Source organism: Photobacterium kasasachensis (assembly GCF_050336885.1).
In the GTDB taxonomy this organism is placed as follows: Bacteria; Pseudomonadota; Gammaproteobacteria; order Enterobacterales; family Vibrionaceae; genus Photobacterium; species Photobacterium kasasachensis.
Genome location: NZ_JAKJSH010000004.1, coordinates 461,798 through 486,120, shown reverse-complemented (window position 1 = coordinate 486,120; position 24,323 = coordinate 461,798). Strand labels below are relative to the sequence as shown.

The following is a 24,323-nucleotide window of genomic DNA, read 5'->3' as shown; positions in this document are numbered from 1 at the left end:
AGAGAGTCTAAGTGAGCCTGAAGCGTTGTTCAGGCCCACTTGCTGAGTTGACGAGGTGTCAGTCAGTTAATGGTGCGGGTTTAGATTCTGTATTGTGCCATTATGCCTTCTCTATCTATGAACCGGTGGCTGACTTCACCGACATTGTCCTGGCTGTCGGCTTTTAGGGTGTAATTCTTGCCGTCATTGAGTTTGTTGAAGTCGACTGCATATTGCGTGTAGACATCACCGAACTGATAACGAACATGCATTATTTTCTGATCGAGGTTGTAGGCCAGTGAATACTGGGTGGCATAACCTGTCATCACCCCGTCAATCTCCCGGTTGGCAGCATCCAGAGGGACGTGATAGGTCGAGCTGTTGATTTTTGCCAGTCCGTTCAGGTAGCTGGTAGGCTCCTCGAGTTGCTCCAGCATATATTTGTTCCAGATAAAGCGTTGCTCTGATGCCACGTTTCCGGGCAGGGTGAAAGAGCCACTTATCACACTCTGTGATTTGGGCTTTTGTTCCTCCCAGCTCTTGAGGTGCTGGTGGTATTCAGGACTGTTGGTTAGCACATCATATTGTTTGCCGTGATAAACCTCCCACTGCCCGTTGATGAACTCCAGGATGGCAGAGTCGCCGCTGGCATCCTGAATCGCGTAGTGGCCTTTGAGGGCTTCGCCGTCATGGACAAATTGCTGTATTTGGATTTTCCTCAGGCCTGCTACAGCTTCTTCGACGCTCGCGTAGTTATCCAGGATATAGGGCACAATGCGTGAGTTTTCCAACTGAGGGCGCTCGGCTGTGTAATCTCCCGGCGATTCTTCGTTGAAGTAAAGCGCATTGGCTGCCAGCCCTGCTTCGTTAAAGCCATCAACACCGGCTTTGCCATAGAAGGTAGCCATAATGGAGGCATACTTAGAGGTCCATTGCTTGCTGTCAGCTCCTGAATCGGCACCCAAGTAGGACTGCCCTTTGGCACGAACATCAATAGTTGGATGGGTTTCTACCATCCAGTCCATGGTACGAGAAACAAAGACCCCGTGGTTTTCGGTTTCCCAAATCAGGCGGGAGCAAGCTTCTGCGGCAGTGGCTGTGAATACGACACCTAGGGCAACGGCAGTTGCGAGAACAGTCTTATTTCTTTTCATGAGCGGCCTCTGTTAAACGTTATGGTGTTATGTATGGTTCTAATCGCTAAATCACGGTTCCTATATTAGTGACTTCACCACACATGTAATCTCAGTTATGTTGGTAAAAACCCAACAAAGATACTTTTTATATGCTCCGATTCTCATTTGATCAGTTGCAGGCATTTATCGCTGTTGCCGAGCAGGGCTCATTTAGCAAGGCTGCGAGAGAGCTGAAAAAAGATCGCTCTACGATTCATCAGCAGGTGGGCAACCTCGAAATTGATTTGGGACTGACACTGTTTGATCGCAGTGGTAAGTTTCCGGTGATGACAGAAGCGGCCAAACCGCTATTTCGTCATGCGCTGTTGGTGATCCGTCAGGCCGAGCAACTGCAGAGCGTGAGTGAAAGCTTGTATAGCCGTCAGGAGCCCGAGCTAACGATATACCACGATATTACGCTGCCTGTGGCCGTGATCCGAAGCGTCGATGCGGAGCTGAGGAAACAGTTTCCTGATACGCAAATCCATTGGCTGCATCGCGGTAAGCAAGAAGGGGTAGAGGCTTTGCTCAGTGACAAGGTTGATCTGTCTATCGTCATGAACTCGGCAAGAGCCATGGTACCGCCTAAAGGGATCGCGTTTACCAATTTGGGGTTCATGGCATTTCATTTTTATACAGCCTGTGACTCTCCTTTGCAAAACCTGCCGATTGTGACTCTTAACGAGTTGCAAAGCGAGCAGCAATACATGCTGGAGAATTATGCCAATGCCGGCTTGGGCGAAACGTTAAGGATGTCGGCGCGTAATAGCATGATCAGTAATATGGATGTGCTGCTGGGGTTGTTGCAAGACTCTGGCTGGGCGCTGTTACCCCTGCATATTGCAGAATCTGAAGAATATCGCGGCAGGCTCAAGCGGCTCGATGTCGACTTCCTCAATCATGTCGGACGCTGGGGGTATGCCTTGCTGTATTGCGAGCAGGGTAAGACAGGACCGGTCAAAATAGCCGCCATGGAGGCGGTGAAAAAGCAGTTTCGTATGCTGTTGACTGCGGAGTAAAGGTGGCATGTATTACGTTCAGCTTTGCAATAAATCCAATGCAATCATTAAAATAGGCACACTCGTTCATGAACATGTCATAATATAAAGATAGGGAGTTGATAGAGAGCGAGTAAAGGAATGAAACCAGGAGAAACAGGATTAAAGCGGGTTTTTGATGCCACCATCTATTCTATCCAGGGGCTCAAGGCCGCTTGGAAGTATGAAGAGGCATTTCGAATGGAGATCGTATTGCTGGTATTACTGACCACCGTTACTTTCTTTTTGCCTGTGAACAAGTTTGAACAGTTGGCCATGATAGCAAGCCTGTTTATGGTGGTGATCGTCGAACTGCTCAATTCGGCCGTTGAAGCTGTTGTTGACCGTATAGGCTCGGATTACCACGAGCTGTCGGGCAGAGCGAAAGATATTGGCTCTGCAGCTGTTTTTGTCTCTATGATATTTGTTGGGATCACATGGTTTGTAGTTTTATTTGTGTGAGTATATAGGCTCGACAGAATATTAATATATGTCGAGCACTACAACTTTCCTTAGTTTAAAGGCATGAGATTATAATAAAGGAAAGTTGCTTTTCTTTATGTTAATAAAATCATCTTGTTACGAGAGTTAAATGCGGCTAAGAGCGAGATATAGTCCAAATTTCTTCGCAGTCTTTACATTCTATTTCTGCATCGGTAATACTTTTGGATTTAATATGAGTATTGGATGAGTCACATTTCGGGCAGTGTGTCCGGGTTGGTGGACAGTTAATGTCGACGCAGTGATTATGCTTATCCGTTGATTTAATCATTGGCTGTTTACAGTCTGGACATAACATTTAATAACACTCCTTTTATTAAATTTCTGACATTGCTATTCATAATGCTGATATTTAATATCATTGCAATTGATAAAAGACTATAGCAGTTGAATGCTCATTATATATTCATTGATCACTATCATGATTTGTTCTTTTAGATAAAATCCTGTAATTTTGCGTTTGTTATTGATATCCAATAAGTAATCACCCATCACACGTGATTTTTCATTGTTAATGAGTTTTTTGACGTTTTTTGTATTATCAAGTACGTATTATATGTGCTGATATTGATATGTTGTGAACCTGAATTAATATAGATAGATTGTGTGCTATTTGGCTCATAACTACCGAGTGCTTATTCTGTTTAATATAGATCAATAAAAGCTTTATTTGTTAACAAATTTTCATAATTAGTAGTTTACATATACCTTTTACAAATACAGTATGCGCTTTTTGTACAAAAAGGGCAGAGGGCGAGCATCCTCATTGCTGGACTATGTGGAAGATAATTAACAATAAGAGTATAGGGTTTCAACTGAAGCTGGTGATAAGTGTATTAATTATCACCGCCTTTAGTTCTGTAGCTACAATTGTGTACCGTAATTCTTCTGAAATATTGCTGGAGCAGACACTGGAAGAGCAGCAGTCAAAACTGGATGCGGTGGCTGCGACTATTTCAAGTCAGTTTGATATTTATCTTGAGACTGCACGTGAGTTAGAAAGTACTTTTCGTCAAGGGTATCTGCACGGATTGTCTTTCGAAGACAGGATGGTCAGCTTTGCCGGCCACCAGGTGCAAGATGTCACGCTGAATAACAACTCATTGATTAACAATACGGATATTGTTGACCGTTTTAGTCATGATACAGGGGCAATTGCAACCTTATTTGTCGCCTCGGGCAATGACTATTTACGGGTTGCTACCTCTTTGAAAAACGATAGTGGCAAGCGGGCGCTTGGTACTAAATTGGGGCACGGACACCCTGGTTTTAGCAAGCTAAGCAGTGGTCAGCCATATTATGCCAAGGTTGTATTATTTGGTAATACTTACCTGACTTACTACGCACCGATTAAAGGTAATACTGGTCAGGTGGTGGCTATTTCATTTATCGGTATCCCGATTGATGAAGCGACAAAAGCGGTATTTGCGAGTTTGGCAAATATTCGTTGGGGTGATACGGGCTATACAATCGTCGTTGATAACGACCAGGACAACTTGGGTGAGTATCTCTATCATCCAGTTACTAAGGACAAAGGCGTTTCAATCATCAATGTTGCTGACTATGACGGCAATAAGCCATTTGGAAAGTTGTTTGAGACTCCCAGTGGCCTGATGACCTACCCGTATGAATATAACGGTTTTGTGGGAGAGAAATATCTCGTTTATACCGAAGTGCCGGGTTGGAACTGGAAGTTGCTGGGCGGTACATTCATTAAAGAGGTGACCAAAGGTAGCCAGCAGCTATTGACCGTGATTGCCATTGTTGCCGCTCTTGCCTGTTTGGTGACTTTCGTAATCCTTAGTCTGTACTTGAGCAAGCTGATCAGGCCGTTGACAACCCTGACCGGCTATATGGAACGACTGGGCAAAGGTGAAGTGACTCTGGTGATGGAGCAAGGTAACGGCCAGTCGGGTAATGAGATTGAGCGCCTGACCTATGGTGTGGCTTCGATGGCAAACAAGCTGAACAGCCTGGTGGGGGAAATCCGGACAAGCAGTGAATCGGTACAGACGCAGGCAAACAGTCTGTCGAATGATGCGCACCAAAGTCTGAGCCAGTCTGATGTTCAGCAAGAGCAGGTTGAGCTGGTGGTGACGGCCATTGAGGAAATGGCGTCTTCGGCGAAGTCGGTGGCAGAGCAAGTTGAGGCGATAGCCGAAAGCGTTCGTTCGGCCAATAATGACAGCGTGTCGGGAGCTGATCTGGTCTCGCAGGTAAGCGTTGAAATTGCAAGCCTGAACGACCAACTGAAGCAGTCGGCAGAAGCGATCAACATGGTGAGCCGTGAAAGCGATAACATCCAGTCTGTGACGCGGATGATTGACGAGATTGCCGAACAGACCAACTTGCTGGCACTGAATGCGGCTATCGAAGCTGCCCGTGCCGGTGAACAGGGACGCGGGTTTGCCGTAGTGGCCGATGAAGTGAGAACACTGGCCCACCGAACCCAGGAGTCGGTTAAGGAAGTAGTTAGCATTATCGAGCAGCTGCGCGGCTGTACCAGCAGTGCAGTTTCAATGATGTCCGAGAGCCAGAAGAAAGGAAAACTGGTTACCGAGCAGGCTACGCAGGCCGGATTGGCTCTGGAAGGGATCACCACCCAGGTTACGGCTATTGCTGCCCAGTCTGAGACCATCGCAGCAACATCGGAAGAGCAGGCGCAGGTCACCCAGGAAATTGCGGCCAATGCGACAGAAATTAGCAACCTGAACCGCCAGGGGCGTGATATTGCAGATCAGACATCGAAGCGAGCGGATGATTTGCAGGGACTGTCTGCCGAACTTAAGCAACAGGTGGATTATTTCCATTAATATTTAGGCCAGTAATCACCGATCGCCTACCAAAACAGGAAGAGAGCAGTGCCTCTTCCTGTTTTTTATTACAGGTAATAAAACGGGTCAGTTACCCTGTAACCTTGTGTGTGGTCAGTTTTACCGGTTGTTCTTACTGTGGGCTAAATCCGGTTCTTCACAATAACGGAGTATTTCAGCCCTTGCCTGATCCCTTAGCTTCAGGGCTGCATTCCAGTCATTGCCTTGCGGGTAAATGAGGGGGCTGATGGTGACACTGATATCGCCCCGTCTCGGGAACAGGGAACGATCTCTTAGTTTGGAGCGGGTACCGCAGAGTGTAACGGGAAGGATCGGGAGCCCTGCGTCTGCGGCAGCAGTAAATGCCCCCATGTGAAATTCGTGCAAACCGGCCATTCGGTAGAGTGTGCCTTCGGGAAAGAAGAACAGAGGTTGGCTGCTATGGGCGCTGTCGGCAATGCGCTTGGCATCCAAAATCCCTTTCTCGGCATCAAAGCGTTCGACAAACTCAGTATTTAGCTTGGAAAGGAAGATGCGGGCAAAAAAGTTTTTTTTCAGCTCAGATTTGGCGACAAAGCGGCATTTAAGCTGAGTGGCGGCAACCATGACTAGGCCGTCAAGATAGCTGGCATGGTTGGCGACTAAAATGCATTGCGTTTCCGGAACAGAGCCAGGATTTGGTAAATGTTCTTTACCTTTTATTGTCAGCTTGGTCCCCGTTAGCCTGATAAGAGCCCGGGCACCGGTGCGAGTGACCCTCCAGCACCAGTCACGGTTGGGCACAATCGCAACAAGGCTCCAGACAATAGAGGCCAGTATGGCCATCATCAGCCACATGTAGGCGGCATAACCTACATCTAACGTTATTCGCCAGTAACGTCTGAGTTGCGGTGTGATACCAGCCGTCATAAGACGCAGTGTTTGCCACCAGACAGCACGCTGGCGGACATCAAGGCTGTCCTGCTCGTAAAGTTCCTTGCAGGCTGCCCGCCGTATCTTGCCGCTCGATGTCTTGGGCACCGTATGCGGCAATCCGATAACCACATCATCCGGCGGGCTGCCAAGTAGATCCAGAGCCAGATTATTGATCTGATGTTTTAGATCCTGTTGCTTGGCGGTGTCGGTTTCACGGCTTTCGGCCAGTACGATGAGGCGTTCGGTGCCGGTTCGACTATCATGGCTGGCAAAGGCTGCGACACAGCCTTTGCGGATCCCAGGTACCTTGCTGACGGCTTCTTCCAGCTCATGGGGATAAATGTTGCGCCCCGCACGAATAATGATGTCCTTGCTTCGCCCGGTCAGAAAAAGCTCGCCACCGATGGTAAAGGCGCGATCGCCGGTATTGAGCCAGTCGCCATGATAAAGGAGTTTGGTTTTTTCCGGATCGCGGTAATAACCGGCGGTGGCAGAAGCGCCCTTAAACTCCAGTTCGCCTTCTTCCCGCTCTGGCAGCTCGCGGCCAAGATCATCCATGATCCGGATCTGATGCCCCGGTAGGGGGTGCCCCAAACCGATAACTTGCATCGCATCGGGATCGTCAATGCCTGCAGCTTCTGCCCGCCCGAACCGTGTCATCGGTTCTCGTTTGATCCGCTCTATTCGCGGAGTTCTTATTTCGGTCGGGAACGTCAGCCCTACCGTTGATTCTGCCAGGCCATATACTGGCGACATGGTTTCAGGTCTAAAGCCGTATTTGGCGAAGCGTTCGGTAAAGCGCGCGATGGTACTGGGGCTGACAGGTTCGGCACCGTTCCATGCCAGTCGCCAACTGCTGAGATCCAGACCTTCAAGCTCGCTCTCGTCGATTTTATTAATACAAAGCTCATAGGCAAAGTTAGGGGCTGGTGACACTGTGCCCCGGTGGCGGTGAATCGCCCATAACCAGCGCTGGGGTTTTGACAGAAACAACAAGGGTGACATGATCACCAGCGGGCTAGCATAGTACAGGCTTCCAAACCAGGTGCCGATCAGCCCCATGTCGTGATAGACCGGCAGCCAGCTAATAAAAACATCGCTCGAACTGGCTTTGACCACCTTGCCCATGGCCCGGATATTGGTCAGCAGGTTGGCATGGGTTAGCGCCACACCCTTGGGGATTCCGGTGCTGCCTGAGGTGTACTGCAAGAAAGCGATATCAGAGGCATGGGCATCGCCGACATCAGGGGGAGCTGTCGATCCCATGATCTCAGACACGGTGACAACCGCCTTGATCGAGGGAACTTGCATTCGTAGCAGTTGTGATAAGGGTTTGGCTTCGGGGACAGTAATAAGCAGCCGGGCCTCGGCATTTTGCAGGATATTGGCGTGGCGTTTCAGGTGGTCTTCTATCTGCGAGGGGCGCGCCGGGGGATAAATCGGCACGGGGATCGCGCGGGCATACAAGATACCGAAGAAGCTGTAGAAATAGTCATTACTGGTTGGCAGCATAATAGCCACGCACTCTCCCGGTGCGATATCCTGCTTGATGAGTCCGTTGGCAATCTGGCGCGCTTTTTCTTGAATCATCCGGTAGCTGATTTCGGTAACCTGATCGGCATTCTGATAGACATACAAATGTGGCCTGTCTGGGTGGGTATTTACATGCCAGTCAAGCACCTCTTGCAAGGTGTGGACATGCTCCGGCGCGGATTCGACAACATCAAGCTGGATTTGCTCGATGAGCTGCTCGGAAACAGAGACGTCGCCAATATGGGTTGCCTGCAGGAGTTCCCGTACCAAATCACGCGGTGTTTCGATGCTGGCCAGCGTCTGATCGGGCAGCGATATACTGAACTGCTTTTCTGTACGCTGAATCAGTTCTGCCCTTGCCAGGCTGTCGAAGCCGAGATCCTGATCAAAGCGACAATCGAGTTGCAACGGAGTATCCGGCTGCTGCCCTTGTCGTAGTTCGTCTACCAGCTCCTTGACCAGCTGCAAGACCAATTCTGCCGTTTGCTCTGGTGTTTCCTCGAATTGGCGTTGCGTATTTCCCTGCATAGTAAACATCCTGCGACGAAGCATCATTCCTGTCGTATTGACTACGGTTGAGGAGACGGGAAAATGCCTAATTATTCGGTAGGGTATGCTTGAAGTGTAGTTAACTTCTGCAATATCAAAGGAAATTGCTGTTTAAATTTGAGAACAAGAGGCTTCGAAGTCTTTTGGTTCAAAATGGGGAGGAGCATTCATTGCCCATTTTAACTCGTATGGAATATTCAGGTGTGCTGGCTTTTGTTCCCACCCCTTTTCAAGGAGAGGGCTAGGGTGGGGTTACTACAGACTTGGCAATGATCGATGCTGTTTTCGGTTGAATGCTCAATAAGATTTGATTTGTTTCGCTAACTTATGACGTTATTTTGCACAAGGTTTGAATAGTGGTGCTGTTACTGAAAAGCTCTTTTGACCAGTGAAGGAGCTTTACATGGACGAAAAGGTATTCAACATTAAGAAGCATGTGAAACTACGGCAAACTTTAAGGAATGATTTACCTGAGCCAGAAAAGCAACTTTGGCAGCATTTACGAAAGAAACAGTTAGGAGTTAAGTTTCGACGTCAACATGGTATTGGGCGTTATATTGCTGATTTTTATTGTCCTGAATGCAAGTTGGTGATTGAGCTTGATGGAGATAGCCACTACCAAACTTATGCTCAGGAATATGATCGGGTAAGAGATAATTTCATGCAGACTTTGGGAATTACAGTGCTTCGTTTCGATAATTATGAAGTTATGACTAATGTCGAAGGGGTGTTGATGCGGATTGTCCAGCAGATAAATTCTGTAGGTGAGTAGTGTTCATGACTTGTGGCATTAACCCCCTCCCAGCCTCCCCCTTAAAAAGTGGGAGGAGCATTCATTGCCCATGTTATTCATGCGAAATATTCAGGGTGTGCAGGCTTTTGTTCCCTCCCCTTTTCAAAGGGAGGTGCATTTACTGCCCATGTTATTCATGCGAAATATTCAGGGTGTGCAGGCTCTTGTTCCCACCCCTTTTCAAGGGGAGGGCTAGTGGGGTTACTACGAGCTTGCGAGTACCCATTTGGGGCAAATCAGGCATTCAGCTTTCGCAAGTACACACCCCATAACGGCGCATAGAAGCGATAAATCCTGATGAGCAAATACAGGGTTGTCACAACCGTCGAACAAATTGCGGCGGTTTTCATTCCGAGCCCGACAGCAATGCCGGCGGCCATTACGGCAAAGGAAATCAGTGTGACCCGCCAAATAGTTTCTATGTCATAGGACACCCAATAGGCAAAGTTTGAGCTGCCAAAGCGGTAGCGAAGCAGGAGCAGACAAGCCAGATAAACCACAGGGAACAAGCTCATTAGCGGAACCGGCCAGCCATGATACAGGGTGGAACCAACAAGAAGTTTTCCGGATACGGTGTAAGACAGTGCCAGCGATTCAGTAAAGTCGAAGGGAACCACGAGAGATAGCAGATACAGGCAAAGGCCGACGAAATAGCTGATCGAGCCTGCAAAAATAACGAAGAACAGGGGCATGCCGATGAAGAGATGGGCGATAGGCGCCAGGGTAAGAAAATGCATCAACAGCCTATATGCCTTTGGTTTGTTATCCCTGTTATTTTCATTCTCAGCATGAGCCTTGGCAGCATCGTTATCAGGCATCTTATTATTGGGTGTCTTATCGTGAGACATAGTGCCCTCCTTGAACGCTGAAGATAAGCGTCTTATTAACGTCCATTGTCATGTTTCATCAAGAAAAGTGCGATTGGAATGCCCTTTCTCTTTGATTTTCATCATAGATTGGTTTCGTCTAACTGGATGAGGGTTTATGCGTGTTTGTGCATTTGAATGTCTAAAACATGATGGACACCAAAGTTTACTAATAAGTTGTTGATATTAGACATTATAGACTTATCTATGACTAACTTATTAGTCATAATTGCACTGTTATCAATACATGCTATGAATGCGTGTAACTGTGCAGTTATGAGGTATGCATGCGTCAGTTTGGTGAAATTGAAGGAGTATATCCGGGACAGATTTTTGCGAATCGTGCTGAATTAGCTAAATCAGGCATTCATCCTCCGAATCAAGCTGGTATTAGTGGCTCTATTATCGAAGGTGCTGATTCTATTGTGTTATCTGGTGGTTATGAAGACGACCAAGATTATGGTGATAGGATTCTCTATACTGGTGCTGGCGGCAGAGATGAAAAAACGAAGCAACAAATTGCTGATCAAGAGCTAACAGGAAAAAATCTTGCCCTTGCCAAAAGTAAATTGTATCAGCTGCCTGTACGTGTTACTCGAAGCCATAAACACAAAAGCGAATATTCCCCAGATGAAGGTTATTGTTATGCGGGCCTTTATATAGTGGAAGATTATTGGTGTGAAAGGGGGATCTCAGGGCACTATATTTGGCGTTATTCTTTAGTTTCATGCGAGCTGGCAGGGCTTGATAAGCAGAATGATACTAAAGAACTAGATAAGCCGCCTGGTTATAAAGAAACTGAAAGAAAAGCTGTTCTCGTAAAACGTATTGTGCGAGATACAACCAAAGCTAGAAGAGTAAAAGAATGGCACGGTTATAAGTGTCAAGTTTGTGGAATGGCACTTGAAACGAGTGCGGGCTTATATGCAGAGGCGGCTCATATTCAGCCTTTGGGGATGCCTCATAGCGGTCCTGATGATGAAAGTAATATTTTATGCTTATGCCCTAATCATCATGTCCTGTTTGATAATGGTGGATTCACGATTAATCAAGACTTGTCTTTGAACGGAATCGATGGCCACTTGATTACCAATAGAAAACATAAAATTGATCTTAGGTTTATTACTTATCACCAAGAACATTACCAGCAGCTCAAGTAGAGTTTTAAAGTTAAAGATTTAAAGTGGCGGTAACCCCAAGTTGCCGCCTCACCCATATGCCTCCTCCAGATACCGCAAGATATCTTTCGACTCAAACATGTCGACACCGGTGTTGGGATCCATCAGGTAGGGAACTTGTACATTGCCGTGCTGCTTGAAAAACTCGTCCCGTTTGGTGTTCGGCAGTGGCTTGTAAGGTTTCAGGCTCCAGTGAAACTGGGCCGGGCCCATGTCGGAGAATTGCTGTTTGCCGAGATTGATCAGGATATAGGTCAGCTCAAGCTCGCACAGCTTTTCACGGACCGGGCGGGAGAACGGGCTGGATTCGAAACTGTATAAGATCAGCGGCAGATCAGGCTGATGTGATCGCGGAGTTGACTGTTTGCGTGAATGACGAGCCTTGATGCCAGCGCCTAGTCTAACTCCAGATGCCAATTTGGATGTCAGGGTACTTCTGAGTTGTCCGAGGCATGCTTTAGGAGGCTTGGTCCCGCGATATTGCTGAAACAGGTGATGGGTAATGTCTTCAGCCCCTGTGACGACGTTCGGGTTGTTAGAATCGACCAGAACGGGTGGGGTGGCACCGTTAAATGCTGATTTCAGCTTGGCTAGATTTTCTCCTCCCTCGGGGCAAGGAGCGATAATCACATTCAAATCGAACTCGGTGAGCACTTCTCGAACCAGACGGCATTTCGAGTCACCTTCCTGATCAAACAGAATGAGCGTTTCTTCTGGTTGCTCGGTGTGTTTGCTGGCAACGGTTCCGCGCCAGAAACGGTAAGTGGAAGCCAGTGAAGATGTCGTGATGTTCAGCAAATGGTTCATGTACTCACCTGTGATCCGCTTTAGTCCGTTAAGAGGGATGGAGTTATGTATAGAACAAATAAAGCTGTTGCACTGAGTATTTAATCTAAAAAAGTAACGATTGGCTACTTTTTATTCATGCATGCTCATATTGAACAGTGGTAAAGGGATTATTCGCCAATCCACGGCCAGCGTTTTTGTACTTCATGCACTTTCTTGCCAAGAATGATTTCTCTGATATCTGAGACAAATTCTTCGATCATGTTACCAAATTCGCCTTTTCTGCAGATAACCGCCAGTTGTCGTGTGATGCCGGGGGCGGGCAAAGGCTGGCACTCAAGCTTGTCGAGCAGTTCCAGTTGGCGGGCCAGAAAGGTCGGGGTGGTTAGCGACCAGCCCAAGCCTTCGGCTACCATTCCCAGAACGTTATCAGCCCTGTCGAGGGAGAACTGGCTTTGCGGTTTGTAGTTTCGCCACCGTAGCCAGTTGTTGGTCTGGGTGCCTGTCGGCGTCCAGTTCTCATAGCCGATATAGGACTGGTGCTTGGCCAGCCACTGAATCTCTTTCGGCTCCCAGCTTGAGGGAGTGACAACCACATATTGTTCACTGAGCAGCGGGAACATGGCGAGCTCCTGAGGGATATCCTGATTGGTCATCGAGATGATGATATCTACCTTGCCCGATTGCAGCGATGCCAGCAGTTCAGGGGCTGTGCCAGTCATCTGATTGATATGGGCGACCTTGGGCTGAAGGTATTTGAGCAGTGCAATTCCGGCTACCTGAGTTACCGAATCAACCATGCCGATCCGTAACCGCGGCAGCTTGCCCTTTTCGATGGAGTGCATCCAGTCTTGCAGCTTGCGCGACTCAGCCAGTAGTTTGCTGCCTTGCTCGTACAACTCCCTGCCTGACAGGGTGAGCTTGATCGGGCGCTTGCTCCTGTCCAGCAATTTGCAGTCAAGCACATGTTCAAGGCTCTGGACCAGTTGAGAAACTGCCGACTGGGTTTGGTTGAGGTGTTGGGCCGCTTTGCTGAACGAGCCGGTTTCGACCACAGTTATAAAAGTTCTGAGTTGGCGAAGATCAAATGCAATGGAGTCCATATCAGGCAATACTATAAGTCTAACTAATACTCAGCATTATATTCCTCACTGGTATCCAAGTACGGAGCTAGTTCAAATAATCCGCATCATCCTTGCCATAGAATCTACTCAACAGAGCTAGTCAACAAAGTTACTCCACAAAACTATTCAACAAAGAATATGGCAGAAAACCGCAGGATTGAATCATGAGAAAAGAATCTGATGTATTAGGTGAAATGATGTTACCGGACGAGGCGTATTACGGCATTCAGACCGTACGTGCCCGGGATAACTTTGCGGTTTCCGGCCGTACGGCGGTGGATGTTCCGCATTACCTATGGTCGGTTGCTGCTATCAAACAGGCTGCAGCTAAGGCGAACTGCAAGATTGGTGCGCTGGATGAAAAGCTGGCGGATGCCATTGTACAGGCCTCGCAGGAAGTGATGGAGCATCGTTTTGACGACCAGTTCCCTATCGACATTTTTCAGGGCGGCGGCGGTACGTCAACCAATATGAATGCCAACGAGGTGATTGCCAATCGTGCCAACGAAATTATCACCGGCCTAAAGGGTTATGACCAGGTGCATCCCAATACGCATGTCAATATGGGGCAGTCAACCAATGACGTGATCCCGGCGGCAATGAAGATGACCTGCCGCCTGAACCTGCACCAGTTGATCAAGGAAGTGGCCGCACTGGAAGTCATGCTGGAGGAGAAAACCCAGGCTTTCGAGCATGTCGTCAAGCTGGCCAGAACCTGCCTGCAGGATGCAGTGCCTATTACCCTCGGCCAGCAGTTTAGTGGTTATCTGCATCAGGTAAGACGCCTGCACCTGGCGTTGAAAACGGCCAGCGAGCAGACGTTGGACTTGCCGCTTGGCGCCACTGCAGTGGGTACCGGACTTTCAACCCATGAAGGGTATCTGGAGCAGGTTTATATCGAGCTTCGTGAGATCACTGGCGAGCAGTTTATTGCTGAGGACAATTTCTTCGACGGCTTGCAAAACGGTGATGCTTACCTTGAGGTTGCCGCCCAGATCAAAAAGCTGGCGACCTTCCTGTCAAAAATGGCGACGGATTTCCGCATTCAGGGCAGTGGCCCGCGTGCCGGACTTAATGAATTGCTTATACCTGCCGTTCAACCGGGTTCGTCAATCATGCCGGGTAAGATCAATCCGGTTATGCCGGAGCTGGTCAACCAGATCGCTTATCAGGTGATTGGTAACGATGTGTCGATCACCATGGCGGTCGAGGGCGGTGAGCTGGATCTGAATGTCTGGGAGCCGGTGATCATCAAGGCACTGTTTGAGTCCTGCGCCCTGCTAACTAATGCGATTCCGCTGTTTGTCGACAAGTGCCTGAAGGATCTCCAACCTAATGAAGCGGTATGCCGCGAATATGCCGAGAAGAGTACCGCACTGGCTACCGTGATTGCGACTCTGTTCGGTTACAAGGTGGGAAGTCGAATTGCAACCACAGCCTTTGAGCAGAACCTCAGCGTCCGTGAAGTGGTGCTGTCCGAACAGCTGTTAACGCCTGAGCAAGCTGACTATTTGCTCGACCCTATGGTGATGACCGATCCCAAGGCCAGTGCCGCAGCCGTGAAGCGTTACCAGCAGGAGGTGGCTGACTCAGCATCTGCAAGCGGACTGGAAAAAACGATTGAGGAAACAGCATGAAACCCGATCCGTTACTAAGGCAGATCGCACGCTGGTGCGTGAGCCTGCGGCTGGATGAGGTGCCCGATGAGGTGGTGCGGGTAGCCAAGATAGCCCTGACTGATTACATCGCTGTCACCATCGCCGGTAGTGAAATGCCTGTGGCCACAAAGCTTCAGCAGTTTGCGATGCAGCGAGCACCGCAGGGCAATTGCAGTGTGTTGGGCACCGAGCAGAAAACCACTATGGCCTACGCCTGCTATGCCAATGGTGCAGCCTCCCATGCGCTTGATTTTGATGATGTCAGCTGGGCGACGATTGGCCACCCGACTGTGACCGTCGCGCCTGTAGCCTTTGCCGCTGCCGAGGAGAAACAGCTCGGTGGCGACAGCATCTTGCTGGCGTATATCGCGGGCGTTGAAGCCCAGCATCAAATTGCGAAGTGGGTGATGCCGAAACTGTCCGAGCAGGGCTGGCATACCACACCTGTTATTGGCGTGTTTGGGGCAACAGTAGCAGCCGGTGTTCTGCTCGGCCTTGATGAAACCACTCTGACCAATGCGTTGGCAATTGCGGCATCGTCGGCGTCTGGCGTGCGGGGCAATTTTGGTAGCCAGACCAAGGCAATGCATGCCGGGTTGGCTGCGTTCAACGGGGTCAATGCCGCTGAGCTGGCAATGCTGGGGGTCACCGGTCAGCCCGATGTTATTGAGGCCGCTGATGGTTTTGCCCAGTGCTTTACCGGTATTACTTCGCTTGATGACGCTGAAATAACGTTAGGTCAGCAATGGGACTTGCTGGAAAACGGTTTGGTGTTCAAGCAGTACCCGTGCTGCAGCGGCAGCCATCCTGCCATTGATTGCTGGGATGCCTTGCTGATTGAGAGAGCGCGCAGTGGCATACCTCTGAAGACCGAAGAGATCGAATATATCCAGGTTGGTGCCAGCCTGCTTGGGCCGCGTGAGCTGGTCTGCAGGCATCCGCACAATGCCATCGAGGCCAAGTTCTCGATGCAGTATGCCCTGGCTGCCAGATTAATCCATGGCGCTGTCGGGCTGACAGAATTTACTGATGAGGCGGTGAACGATCCCCGAGTACAGGCTTTGATGCCGAAGATCCGGATGCGGGTTGATCCCGAGCTTGAAAAGTTGGGCTTTGTCGGTACCGCGCCTGTGAAGATCCGGGTGTATCTGGCTAACGGTGAAACCCTGAGTATCGAGAACGATCTCGCCAAGGGCAACCCGGATAAACCGCTGTCTCAGGCGGAAATCGAGAACAAATTTACTGCTTGCGTCTTGCCAAGGGTGGGCGAGAACAAGTGCCGAGAGTGGCTGGGGGCGCTGACTCACTTTGAGACAGTTACCGTTGCCGAGATCAAGTACCTGCTGAATTCATAACAGTAACTCCCGAATCAATAACGGGAGAGGAGGTTTCCAATGATTTTTATCCAAACGTGTCTGTTGTTAGGGGCCATTATTCTGGCCGCCCGTCTCGGCGGGATCGGTGTCGGTCTGGCTGGTGGTCTGGGGATGGCTATCGCTGTCTTTGGCCTTGGCCTGCCGCCGGGAAGTATTCCGGTGTCGGTTATTTTGATCATTATGTCGGTGATCCTGGCATTGTCAGTGATGCAGCAAGCCGGTGGTATGAGCTACATGGTCAACTGCGCCGAGAAAATGCTGCGTAATCATCCCAAATACATCAATATCCTGGCCCCGGCCACGACCTTTGTGCTGACAACGCTTGCTGGTACGGGTTATACCGCGATGTCGGTATTGAACGTTATTCAGCAGGTTGCCAAGGAAAACGGCGTGCGCCCGAGCCAACCGTTGAGCTCGGCAGTTGTGGCTTCGCAGATCGCCATTACGGCTTCACCAATCTCGGCAGCGACTGCAGCGATGTATGTGGTGGTCGAGCAGATGGGTGTGAGCTTTGGTACCGCGCTGAGCGTGATTATGCCGTCGGCCTTATTTGGTGTGGTTGTGGCATCGTTTATCGCCAGCCGTCAGGGTTGCGAGCTGAAAGATGATCCGATCTTCAAGGAACGTGTTGCCAAAGGACTGGTGAATTTCACGCCTGAAGAGCAGAAGCAAATCGAACCAAGCATTGAAGCCAAGCGTTCGGTATGGCTGTTCCTTGGTGGTGTGATGTTCATTGTTGCTCTGCTGCTGTTCAAGCCGCTGTTAGGCCATGATTTGGGATCGCGCGATATCATCGTTATCGTGATGCTGCTGACCAGCTTTATCATGGCGATGGTGTGCAAGGTTCAGCTGACTTCTATCAAGAAAGCACCGATCTTTGCCGATGGGGCGGAAAGTCTGATTGTGATCCTCGGCATCGTCTGGTTGAGCTCGACCATTATTGGTGTTCATATTCCCGAGATCAAAGCTATCGCTGGCGATGTATTGAGCGAGTATCCGGCGTTGCTGGCCGTGGTATTCTTCGGTACGTCGGCACTGCTGTTCAGCCAGGGAGCGACCAGTGCCTTGTTGGTGCCTATCGCGGCGTCACTAAATGTGGATCCTGCTACTATTCTGGCAAGTTTTGTAGCAGTAAGTGCCCTGTATATGACCAACATCTACCCGACGACTGCTTTCGCGATTGCCACGGATGACACCGGCTCTTTCCTCAGCAATAAGTGGAACGGTTCTTACATCGTCAACCACCCGTTCTTCCTGCCGGGTATGCTGGGAATTGTGGCTGCGGTGCCGTTCGGCTTCGTGCTGGCCAATATCTTTGTCTAGCGGGCTCATTAACTCACTAGGTGACTTATCCAGTGGCGATTAGCGCCAAGATAATTTAAGCCCTCTTCATTGAGGGCTTTCGTTTATTTAGATACTTCCTATAAACAGCGGCTTATTGCTTTCCCCTAATTCTTTCTACCTCGTCCTGAATCACTATCTTTACCTGCTCGCTTAGCCATTGCATTCTCGGGTGCTGACTGTCGCGTTGACGACTCATCATGTCGATATCAAAGTCCGGGATCGAAATGGGTGGCTCGCAGAGGGTGATATCATCGTTAAAGAGCTCGGAGCGGCCAACCATTTCAGCCATCACACAGAGCAGGCGACGGCCTGAGATAAGGTGACGTAGGGTTAAAAAGCGTGTTGAGCCAAGAACCACCCGGCGCTGGGCCCCCATTTCGCTTAAGGTGTTGTCTACCGGGCTGAAAAGGGCTTTGTTGGCAGATACAACAACCTGCGGCGTTGCAAGGTAAGCTTCTAAAGAAATGGGCAATTCTGTTTGTAATACCGTATTGTCGAACAGGCAGACATGGCGCTCGCGGTAGAGGAAGGTACGGCAAAGGTGGTCGGGTTGTTGCTTGAATACCCCGATAGCCAAATCAACCTCACCGCTGTCCAGCGCTTGTTCGCAGTTGGCGGAATCTACCGCCTGGAACAGGATTTGGCAGTTAGGAGCCGCGCTAATCAAGCTGTCGAACAAAGCGGGGCCAAATACCTGCTCGGCATAGTCGGTCAGACCTATCACAATTTTGTCGCTAAAGTCTTTGGGTTCGAAGGCAACAGGCTGGAGGATATCGTCTCGGATTATGCTAATCACCGCATCGATCTTCGGGGCAAGCTCCAGCGCACGACTGGTCGGTACCATGGTATTGCCCTGACGTTCAAACAGCGGATCGTTAAGCAGGGTGCGAAGTCGCTTGAGATTATAGCTGGTGGCTGGCTGACCGAGGTGGAGCTGTTCCGAGGCTCCCGAGACACTTCGGCAGACCATGATAGCTTCGAATGTCAGCAGCAGGTTGAGATCGACTCCACGCCAATTGATACCGCTCATCGCTTTCAGATTCCTGTTCGACTGAATTGATAGGGCTTAGAGTCCTATATTTTGAGGCATGGTTCAATGAAGCAAGGAGCTAATGGAGCAATTAAGCTATTTGGCAGCATTTTCGAATAGGAAGATAGGTTGACTTCTTGTTGAGGTAGCAAATATATCAAGAGGTACAGAGATAGCACGAGGGATATATTTTATCACTTTGTAATGCAGGTTAGCTTTGGTGGGTACATTTCAAGGGTGATTTGAAAGAAATATTGAAACAGGCGCTCTTATATAAAGGTGAGGATTTCGACCATGTAGAGTAACAGCTATTTGATAGTCAGGAAAGCCGGGTCTCTAAAGATGCTTCTGGTTAAAGTGTTATTAATATTGATGATACTAATTCTCATTTGTATATACGTGAAAAACTTATAATACGTTTTATAAAATTAAAAGAAGATTGAAGTAAATCTACCCTTGTATAAGGGTTAATATTTGGTAAGTGTTAATACATAAGTGCTAGCGATTATTGTTCACTGCTTTATCATAGAATATGAGTATGGTTTGGAATTTATCTAATTTAAACCAATAATTTAAAATTTTCGGAAAATTGTATTGAAAGAAGTCTGTGATTTTTTCTGATAAATCATTGTTGATAGATATTGTTTAGTTATCATACAAGCTGCTGCAACTTTTTTATTATGATTAGCTCCCGTCTAGGTTAAAGCCCATATGGCTTACTTTGAATTTATTTGTTTAAAAACAAAGGTTAAATATTGTTTTTGTGATGTTTATGTCTTTCTTTGTCAAGTTTGTTGTACTTTCTTGTCTTATTAATTATTAGAATTTTTATAGTTTATAAGTCATATTCTTATAACTGAGAAGAATAGAAGGGCAATTTCTAAGTGTTAGTACTAATACTGGAATTCAGTATATTTCTAATATAAAAGGCTTGGTTTTCATTCAATCTGTTTATACATACTTGTTGGAACTTTGGAATTGCATATTGCAAAGGTTTGATAAGTTCTTATGTAAAATACTGATAGGCTGTAGTGTGAAGCATGATTAATGCGGGTTTATGGGCAGTGATTATCATTAATACTTTATTTGTTTTACTTCTGGGAAGTTGTTGAAGCTGAAATTTGAAGAGTGGTTAATAATGATTTGTTACTAGGTTCCATTGTTTTTTTACTGTTGTTTCTACATTTTATAAGGTCGCGAAGTCTTCTTATTAAGACTAAATTTTTCCTGTAAGGGGGAACGTTCATTTTCAATAATGAAGGTAATGTGGTCCCTGATAATAAAATAATATTTTAAATTTTTGCCTGTTTAAAATGACCATAGCAGGAGTTGAGTTATGCAGCATAAACCAAAGCGACTTTCTAAGTTGGCGACATTGCCTTTCTTAGTCGCACTTTCATTGAGCAGCTCTATGGCAAGTGCAAACCTCGAACAAGAAATGCAGAAAACGCTTGAAGAGCAAGGATTAGAATACCGAACTTTATTAAAGCAGCATCAGACTGAGCGGAGGAGTATCAAACAGGAGCAAAGACAGGTTCGGCGAACGAGACCTGTTGATCGTGAGTTGCTGGCTAATTTAAGAGATCAGGAACGTGATTTATTCCAAAGCCAAAGGGCGGAAATTGATTTATTAAAACGTATTCATGCTCGCGATCTTGAAGGAGATCGACTGGCAATTAGGCGTTCTGCGGGAACTGGCGAAGAAGCTGAGCCTGAGCACGAGTTTAATGCATTGCTTGAATTGGTACACGGAATCGATCTTACAGATGAAAATGGCATTCCTGTTGGTGGTGAAGCAGGATTAGCTGTCTTTGGAGATAAAGTTGATGTCGAAGTTATAATTGGCGGTATCACGTCTGCGAGCGATGTTTCTTCAATAGAGTTGACGAACTGTTCTACTGGAGATGTGTTCTTATCGTTGCCACCAAATCAACTGCTTGGTGAAGTGGTTATTGGGCCGGATATTCCGCCACAAATTCCTGATGTCAATGTAGGGCCTCTTGAGCCTACACCATCATTTAGCTTGATTCAGTATAACCTTCCATTTTCTAATGCCATGCTGATAGCACTTGAAAATGGCAATATGTGTGCGCCTGTAGTCTTAACCTCTCATGAGGAGTCTCACCCTGAAGGTACATTGACAGGTAACTTCATCGACCACCTTCGTTTCGAGGCACTGGAATACATATTGGATCCATCGTTATTGCCTGAACCGCGCGTAGTCGATCGCCAGTTCAATACATTAGGCACGGTGAGTGAGCTTGTTGTTAAAGATCAATATGCGCTTGAAAAATTGGGTAAGGCTTTTTTCTGGGATACTCAGGTCGGATCGGATAACAAAGTTGCCTGCGCTTCATGCCATAGTTTGGCCGGGGTTGACTGGCGGACTAAAAATCAGTTTGCCAGTGGTACCGGTAACCAGGAAGTTACGTTAGCAGATTTCCCGCTTGATAAGGTGTTGGGCTCGCAAGGGGTGCAGAATGCTGAGTTTGTCGAAATTAACCCTAACCAGCCAGGTGAAGACGTATGTAACGATCTAAGTGGTGACTTCAGACAGGTCACAGGGCGTCAGGCACCGACTGTCGTCAATGCTGCCTTTAATACTTTCCAATTCTGGGATGGACGGGCACACCGTTTCTTTAATGGTGAAAACCCGCTGGGTCCTGTCGATACCAGTGCAGGAGTCTATAAGGTCAATGGTTCTGGTTATGTTGAAAAAGATACTAACTTCCTAGTTGATTATTCGTCGTTGGCCTCTCAGGCGGTTGGACCTTTTGAAAGTCATGTCGAGATGATTTGTGGGCCGGTAGATCGTAGCCGATTCTTCCCTCAGCTTGCTATGAAGCTATTGAACAGCAATGTGAAACCGCTTGGGCTTCAGAAGGTTCACTCGGAAGATAGCTTACTTGGTGGTTTGGCTAATGGGACAGCAGGTCTGAATACCAGTTATGAATCAATGATCAAAAAAGCGTTCAAAGAGGAATACTGGGATAGTTCTACACCTATATCATTACAGCATCCGGTAACCAATCAATGGGAAGACTACAGCATGATGGAGGCAAACTTTGCCTTTATATTCGGACTTGCGGTTCAGGCTTATGAACAAACTTTGCTTTCCGGCGAGAGTAAGTTCGATAAGTTTGCCCGGGGTGAGGGAGACTTGAGCGAGATAGAAAAAGAAGGTTTCAACCGATTCCTCAGCGGCGGTACTGGCTGTAATGAGTGTCATGATGGTCCGCTGTTTACAACTGCAACGCTTGAGTTCCAACTTGTCGAACCGATTGAAGCCATGCGACTGGTCAATAGCGTAGATAATGGCCTTTATGACTCTGGTTTTTACAATGTAGGGGTACGTTTGACAGAAGAAGATTTAGGTCGAGGCCGTCAGGATCTACCTGGTCCGATTGCATTGTCTAGCCAGTCTAACGCGGGTAATGATATGTTTTGGCCGAACCTGCCACTGGTATCAGCAGATGAAGGTAAGGCAAGCGTGAAAGGTCATATGAAAGTGCCGACGTTGCGTAATATCGAGCTTACGGCTCCTTACTTCCACAACGGTAAATACCTGACGCTGGAAGATGTGGTAGCCTTCTATACTCGAGGTGGTGACTTCCCACTTAATGAAGACCTTGACCCGGATATCGAGCCAATTGGTCAGCTGTTAGGTAAGCCAGAGCGTCAGGCAAAAATTGCTGCCTGGATGCGTACTCTGACAGATGATCGTGTACGTCTTCGTTCGGCACCGTTTGATGGCCCTGAGCTAGCAATTCCTAATGGCCATAAGATGGAAAACGGACAAATTGTCGATGACACCATCCTATTGGAAGCCACAGGTAAAGATGGTTCAGCAGTTGCCTTCCCTAACTTCTTCGAACGAGTAGGCGGCACTATCCCTGAAATCCCTGAAGATGATTAATTAGTAAGCAAGTTAGTCATCACCATGCGATGGAGTGACGTAAAAGGCTTGGTTCACAATGAACCAAGCCTTTTTATTGGTTCTAAGATGTTGAGAACGGTACTGGTCTTGAAGATAGCGAACTGTAGTGATTGCTTCGTGGTTTGTTCATTAGTCTGTTTTGTCTTTATGTGGCGCAAAATGATAAATATAGAGCGGCGAAATCTTTAACTTATGACTCAAGACACAGTCATTAACCAAAGAGGTACGCCATGTCTCATCAGTTTAACCAGTACAGCAAGTTGCTGAATCGCTCACTTTCTCATGCTGTTGATTACCTTGAGGCTTTGCCGGAAAGACCGATTGATAGCCAGATCAGTTCACAGTCATTGCGGCGCCAGATCGGCGGCAGTCTACCGCTGCAGCCAAGCAATCCGGAGCAGGTGCTGGATGAGCTGGTGGCCAATGTTGAAAACGGCCTGATTGGTTCGGGCGGTCCGCGCTACTTTGGCTATGCCATCGGCGGTTCCTTCCCGGTTGCTCTGGCAGCTGACTGGCTGGTAAGCGCCTGGGATCAGAACGTGCCATATTATGTTTCCAGTCCGGGCACTTCGGTTGTCGAGGAAACGGCTGCCGAATGGATGCTGGAACTGCTCGGCCTTCCTGATACCGCCGGAGTGGGTTTCACCTCCGGTGCCCAGGAAGCGATTTATACTGCATTGATCACGGCCCGTAACAGTTTGCTGCAAAAAGCAGGCTGGGATGTGGCGACTCAGGGGCTATATAACGCCCCGCGTATTCATGTCGTAGTGAGCGATCAGATCCACTCAACCATTAAGCGTGCGCTCTCGATGATTGGCATCGGCGTGAACGATATTAAGACTATTCCAACGGATAACAATCTGAGAATGCTTCCTGAATACTTGCCGGAGATCTTAGAGCAGTGTGATGGCCCGACATTGGTTTGTGCCCAGGCTGGCTGTATTGATTCCGGGGCATTCGATCCGTTTGAGGAGATAGCCGAACACGTTCAGGCTCATCCCAATGCCTGGCTGCATGTTGATGGGGCAATTGGGCTGTGGTCCGCAGTAAGCGACAAGCAAAAGCACCTGCTGAAAGGGATTGAAAAGGCCGACTCATGGGATACCGACGGTCACAAGTGGTTCAACATGCCCTACGACAGCGGGATGGTCATTGTCCGTGACGCTTCTTTGTTGGCAACGGCGATGGGAGGCAACAGTATGGGCGATTATCTGACTGACGCCATTGCCAAGCCGGACCGTAACGCTATCAACTTCGGAATATCGGCATCGCGCCGGGCCCGTGGGGTGCCTGTCTATGCCGCTATTAAGGCGCTGGGCAAGGAAGGGATCCAGGCTCACCTCGACAATTGTTGCATGCTGGCACAGAGAATGGCTGACAGACTGCGCAATGTCGACGGGATCACCATTCTCAATGATGTCGTGTCCAACCGTTTTTCGGCCCAGTTCGGTATCGGTGATGATGCGTTCCGAAACCACCTGACCGAGCGAGTTGTTCACCAGTTGCAGCAAGATGGTTTCTGCTACCCGTCAACGTCTGGTTATAAGGGGCTCAAGACCATGCTCTTCTCTGTGCTGAACTGTCACACCACGATAGAGGATATTGATGCAACGGCAGAGAAAATCATCGAAATCTACCATATCGAGCTGGAAACGTGCCAGTTGGGCGAAGCGGCTGAGCTGTGTGACTAACCCGCAGATTGTCTGAATAACAATAGAGGAAATAGAGT

16 protein-coding genes are annotated in these 24,323 nt (G+C 48.2%); 10 read left to right on the top strand and 6 right to left on the bottom strand.

Annotation, left to right across the window (positions count from 1 at the left end):
* Positions 1–80: 80 nt before the first annotated feature.
* A complete protein-coding gene (locus tag L4D19_RS02100) occupies positions 81–1,133 on the bottom strand; it encodes a linear amide C-N hydrolase (protein ID WP_428450960.1) in 1,053 nt (350 codons plus the stop codon).
* Between the two features lie 131 nt (positions 1,134–1,264).
* Here L4D19_RS02100 and L4D19_RS02095 point away from each other — a divergent pair, with 131 nt between their 5' ends.
* From L4D19_RS02095 to L4D19_RS02085, 3 genes are all read left to right on the top strand, one after another.
* Positions 1,265–2,173 (top strand): LysR family transcriptional regulator, encoded by a 909-nt coding sequence (locus tag L4D19_RS02095; RefSeq protein ID WP_428450959.1) that lies wholly within the window; start codon positions 1,265–1,267, stop codon positions 2,171–2,173.
* A gap of 120 nt (positions 2,174–2,293) precedes the next feature.
* A complete protein-coding gene (locus L4D19_RS02090; protein WP_428450958.1) occupies positions 2,294–2,653 on the top strand; it encodes a diacylglycerol kinase in 360 nt (119 codons plus the stop codon).
* Between the two features lie 815 nt (positions 2,654–3,468).
* Positions 3,469–5,505 carry a methyl-accepting chemotaxis protein gene (locus L4D19_RS02085; RefSeq protein WP_428450957.1) on the top strand — a complete coding sequence of 679 codons (2,037 nt, stop codon included), beginning with the start codon at positions 3,469–3,471 and terminating at the stop codon, positions 5,503–5,505.
* Between the two features lie 120 nt (positions 5,506–5,625).
* Here L4D19_RS02085 and L4D19_RS02080 read toward each other — a convergent pair whose 3' ends face one another.
* Positions 5,626–8,481: an AMP-binding protein gene (locus L4D19_RS02080; RefSeq protein WP_428450956.1), complete on the bottom strand. Its 2,856-nt coding sequence runs from the start codon at positions 8,479–8,481 to the stop codon at positions 5,626–5,628.
* 424 nt (positions 8,482–8,905) lie between these two features.
* Here L4D19_RS02080 and L4D19_RS02075 point away from each other — a divergent pair, with 424 nt between their 5' ends.
* Entirely contained in the window at positions 8,906–9,274 is a 369-nt protein-coding gene (locus L4D19_RS02075; protein ID WP_428450955.1) for an endonuclease domain-containing protein, read from the top strand.
* A 257-nt stretch (positions 9,275–9,531) separates the two neighbouring features.
* Here L4D19_RS02075 and L4D19_RS02070 read toward each other — a convergent pair whose 3' ends face one another.
* Positions 9,532–10,143 (bottom strand): hypothetical protein, encoded by a 612-nt coding sequence (locus tag L4D19_RS02070; protein ID WP_428450954.1) that lies wholly within the window; start codon positions 10,141–10,143, stop codon positions 9,532–9,534.
* A 305-nt stretch (positions 10,144–10,448) separates the two neighbouring features.
* On the opposite strand from L4D19_RS02070, the gene L4D19_RS02065 reads away from it, so the two are divergent.
* The gene (locus L4D19_RS02065) at positions 10,449–11,321 is read left to right on the top strand and encodes a YDG/SRA domain-containing protein (protein ID WP_428450953.1); all 873 of its coding nucleotides are present in this window, start codon (positions 10,449–10,451) and stop codon (positions 11,319–11,321) included.
* Positions 11,322–11,369: 48 nt separating this feature from the next.
* Here L4D19_RS02065 and L4D19_RS02060 read toward each other — a convergent pair whose 3' ends face one another.
* Positions 11,370–12,146, bottom strand: a complete 777-nt coding sequence (locus L4D19_RS02060) for a glutathione S-transferase N-terminal domain-containing protein (protein WP_428450952.1) — start codon at positions 12,144–12,146, stop codon at positions 11,370–11,372.
* Between the two features lie 149 nt (positions 12,147–12,295).
* A complete protein-coding gene (locus L4D19_RS02055) occupies positions 12,296–13,228 on the bottom strand; it encodes a LysR family transcriptional regulator (RefSeq protein ID WP_428450951.1) in 933 nt (310 codons plus the stop codon).
* Between the two features lie 185 nt (positions 13,229–13,413).
* Between L4D19_RS02055 and L4D19_RS02050 the strand changes: the two genes are divergently transcribed.
* The 3 genes from L4D19_RS02050 to L4D19_RS02040 are packed head-to-tail and all read left to right on the top strand — an operon-like array spanning position 13,414 to position 17,606.
* Entirely contained in the window at positions 13,414–14,886 is a 1,473-nt protein-coding gene (locus L4D19_RS02050; protein WP_428450950.1) for an aspartate ammonia-lyase, read from the top strand.
* Positions 14,883–16,262, top strand: a complete 1,380-nt coding sequence (locus tag L4D19_RS02045; protein WP_428450949.1) for an MmgE/PrpD family protein — start codon at positions 14,883–14,885, stop codon at positions 16,260–16,262. Before L4D19_RS02050 ends, L4D19_RS02045 begins: the two co-directional genes overlap by 4 nt.
* A 39-nt stretch (positions 16,263–16,301) precedes the next feature.
* Positions 16,302–17,606 (top strand): anaerobic C4-dicarboxylate transporter, encoded by a 1,305-nt coding sequence (locus tag L4D19_RS02040; RefSeq protein WP_160651416.1) that lies wholly within the window; start codon positions 16,302–16,304, stop codon positions 17,604–17,606.
* Between the two features lie 112 nt (positions 17,607–17,718).
* On the opposite strand, the gene L4D19_RS02035 is transcribed toward L4D19_RS02040, so the two are convergent.
* Positions 17,719–18,657: a LysR family transcriptional regulator gene (locus L4D19_RS02035; RefSeq protein ID WP_428450948.1), complete on the bottom strand. Its 939-nt coding sequence runs from the start codon at positions 18,655–18,657 to the stop codon at positions 17,719–17,721.
* A 1,336-nt stretch (positions 18,658–19,993) separates the two neighbouring features.
* Here L4D19_RS02035 and L4D19_RS02030 point away from each other — a divergent pair.
* Together L4D19_RS02030 and L4D19_RS02025 are read left to right on the top strand one after the other, a co-directional pair.
* The gene (locus L4D19_RS02030) at positions 19,994–22,573 is read left to right on the top strand and encodes a cytochrome-c peroxidase (RefSeq protein ID WP_428450947.1); all 2,580 of its coding nucleotides are present in this window, start codon (positions 19,994–19,996) and stop codon (positions 22,571–22,573) included.
* A 251-nt stretch (positions 22,574–22,824) separates the two neighbouring features.
* Positions 22,825–24,285 carry a pyridoxal phosphate-dependent decarboxylase family protein gene (locus L4D19_RS02025; protein WP_428450946.1) on the top strand — a complete coding sequence of 487 codons (1,461 nt, stop codon included), beginning with the start codon at positions 22,825–22,827 and terminating at the stop codon, positions 24,283–24,285.
* The last annotated feature ends 38 nt before the right edge of the window (positions 24,286–24,323 follow it).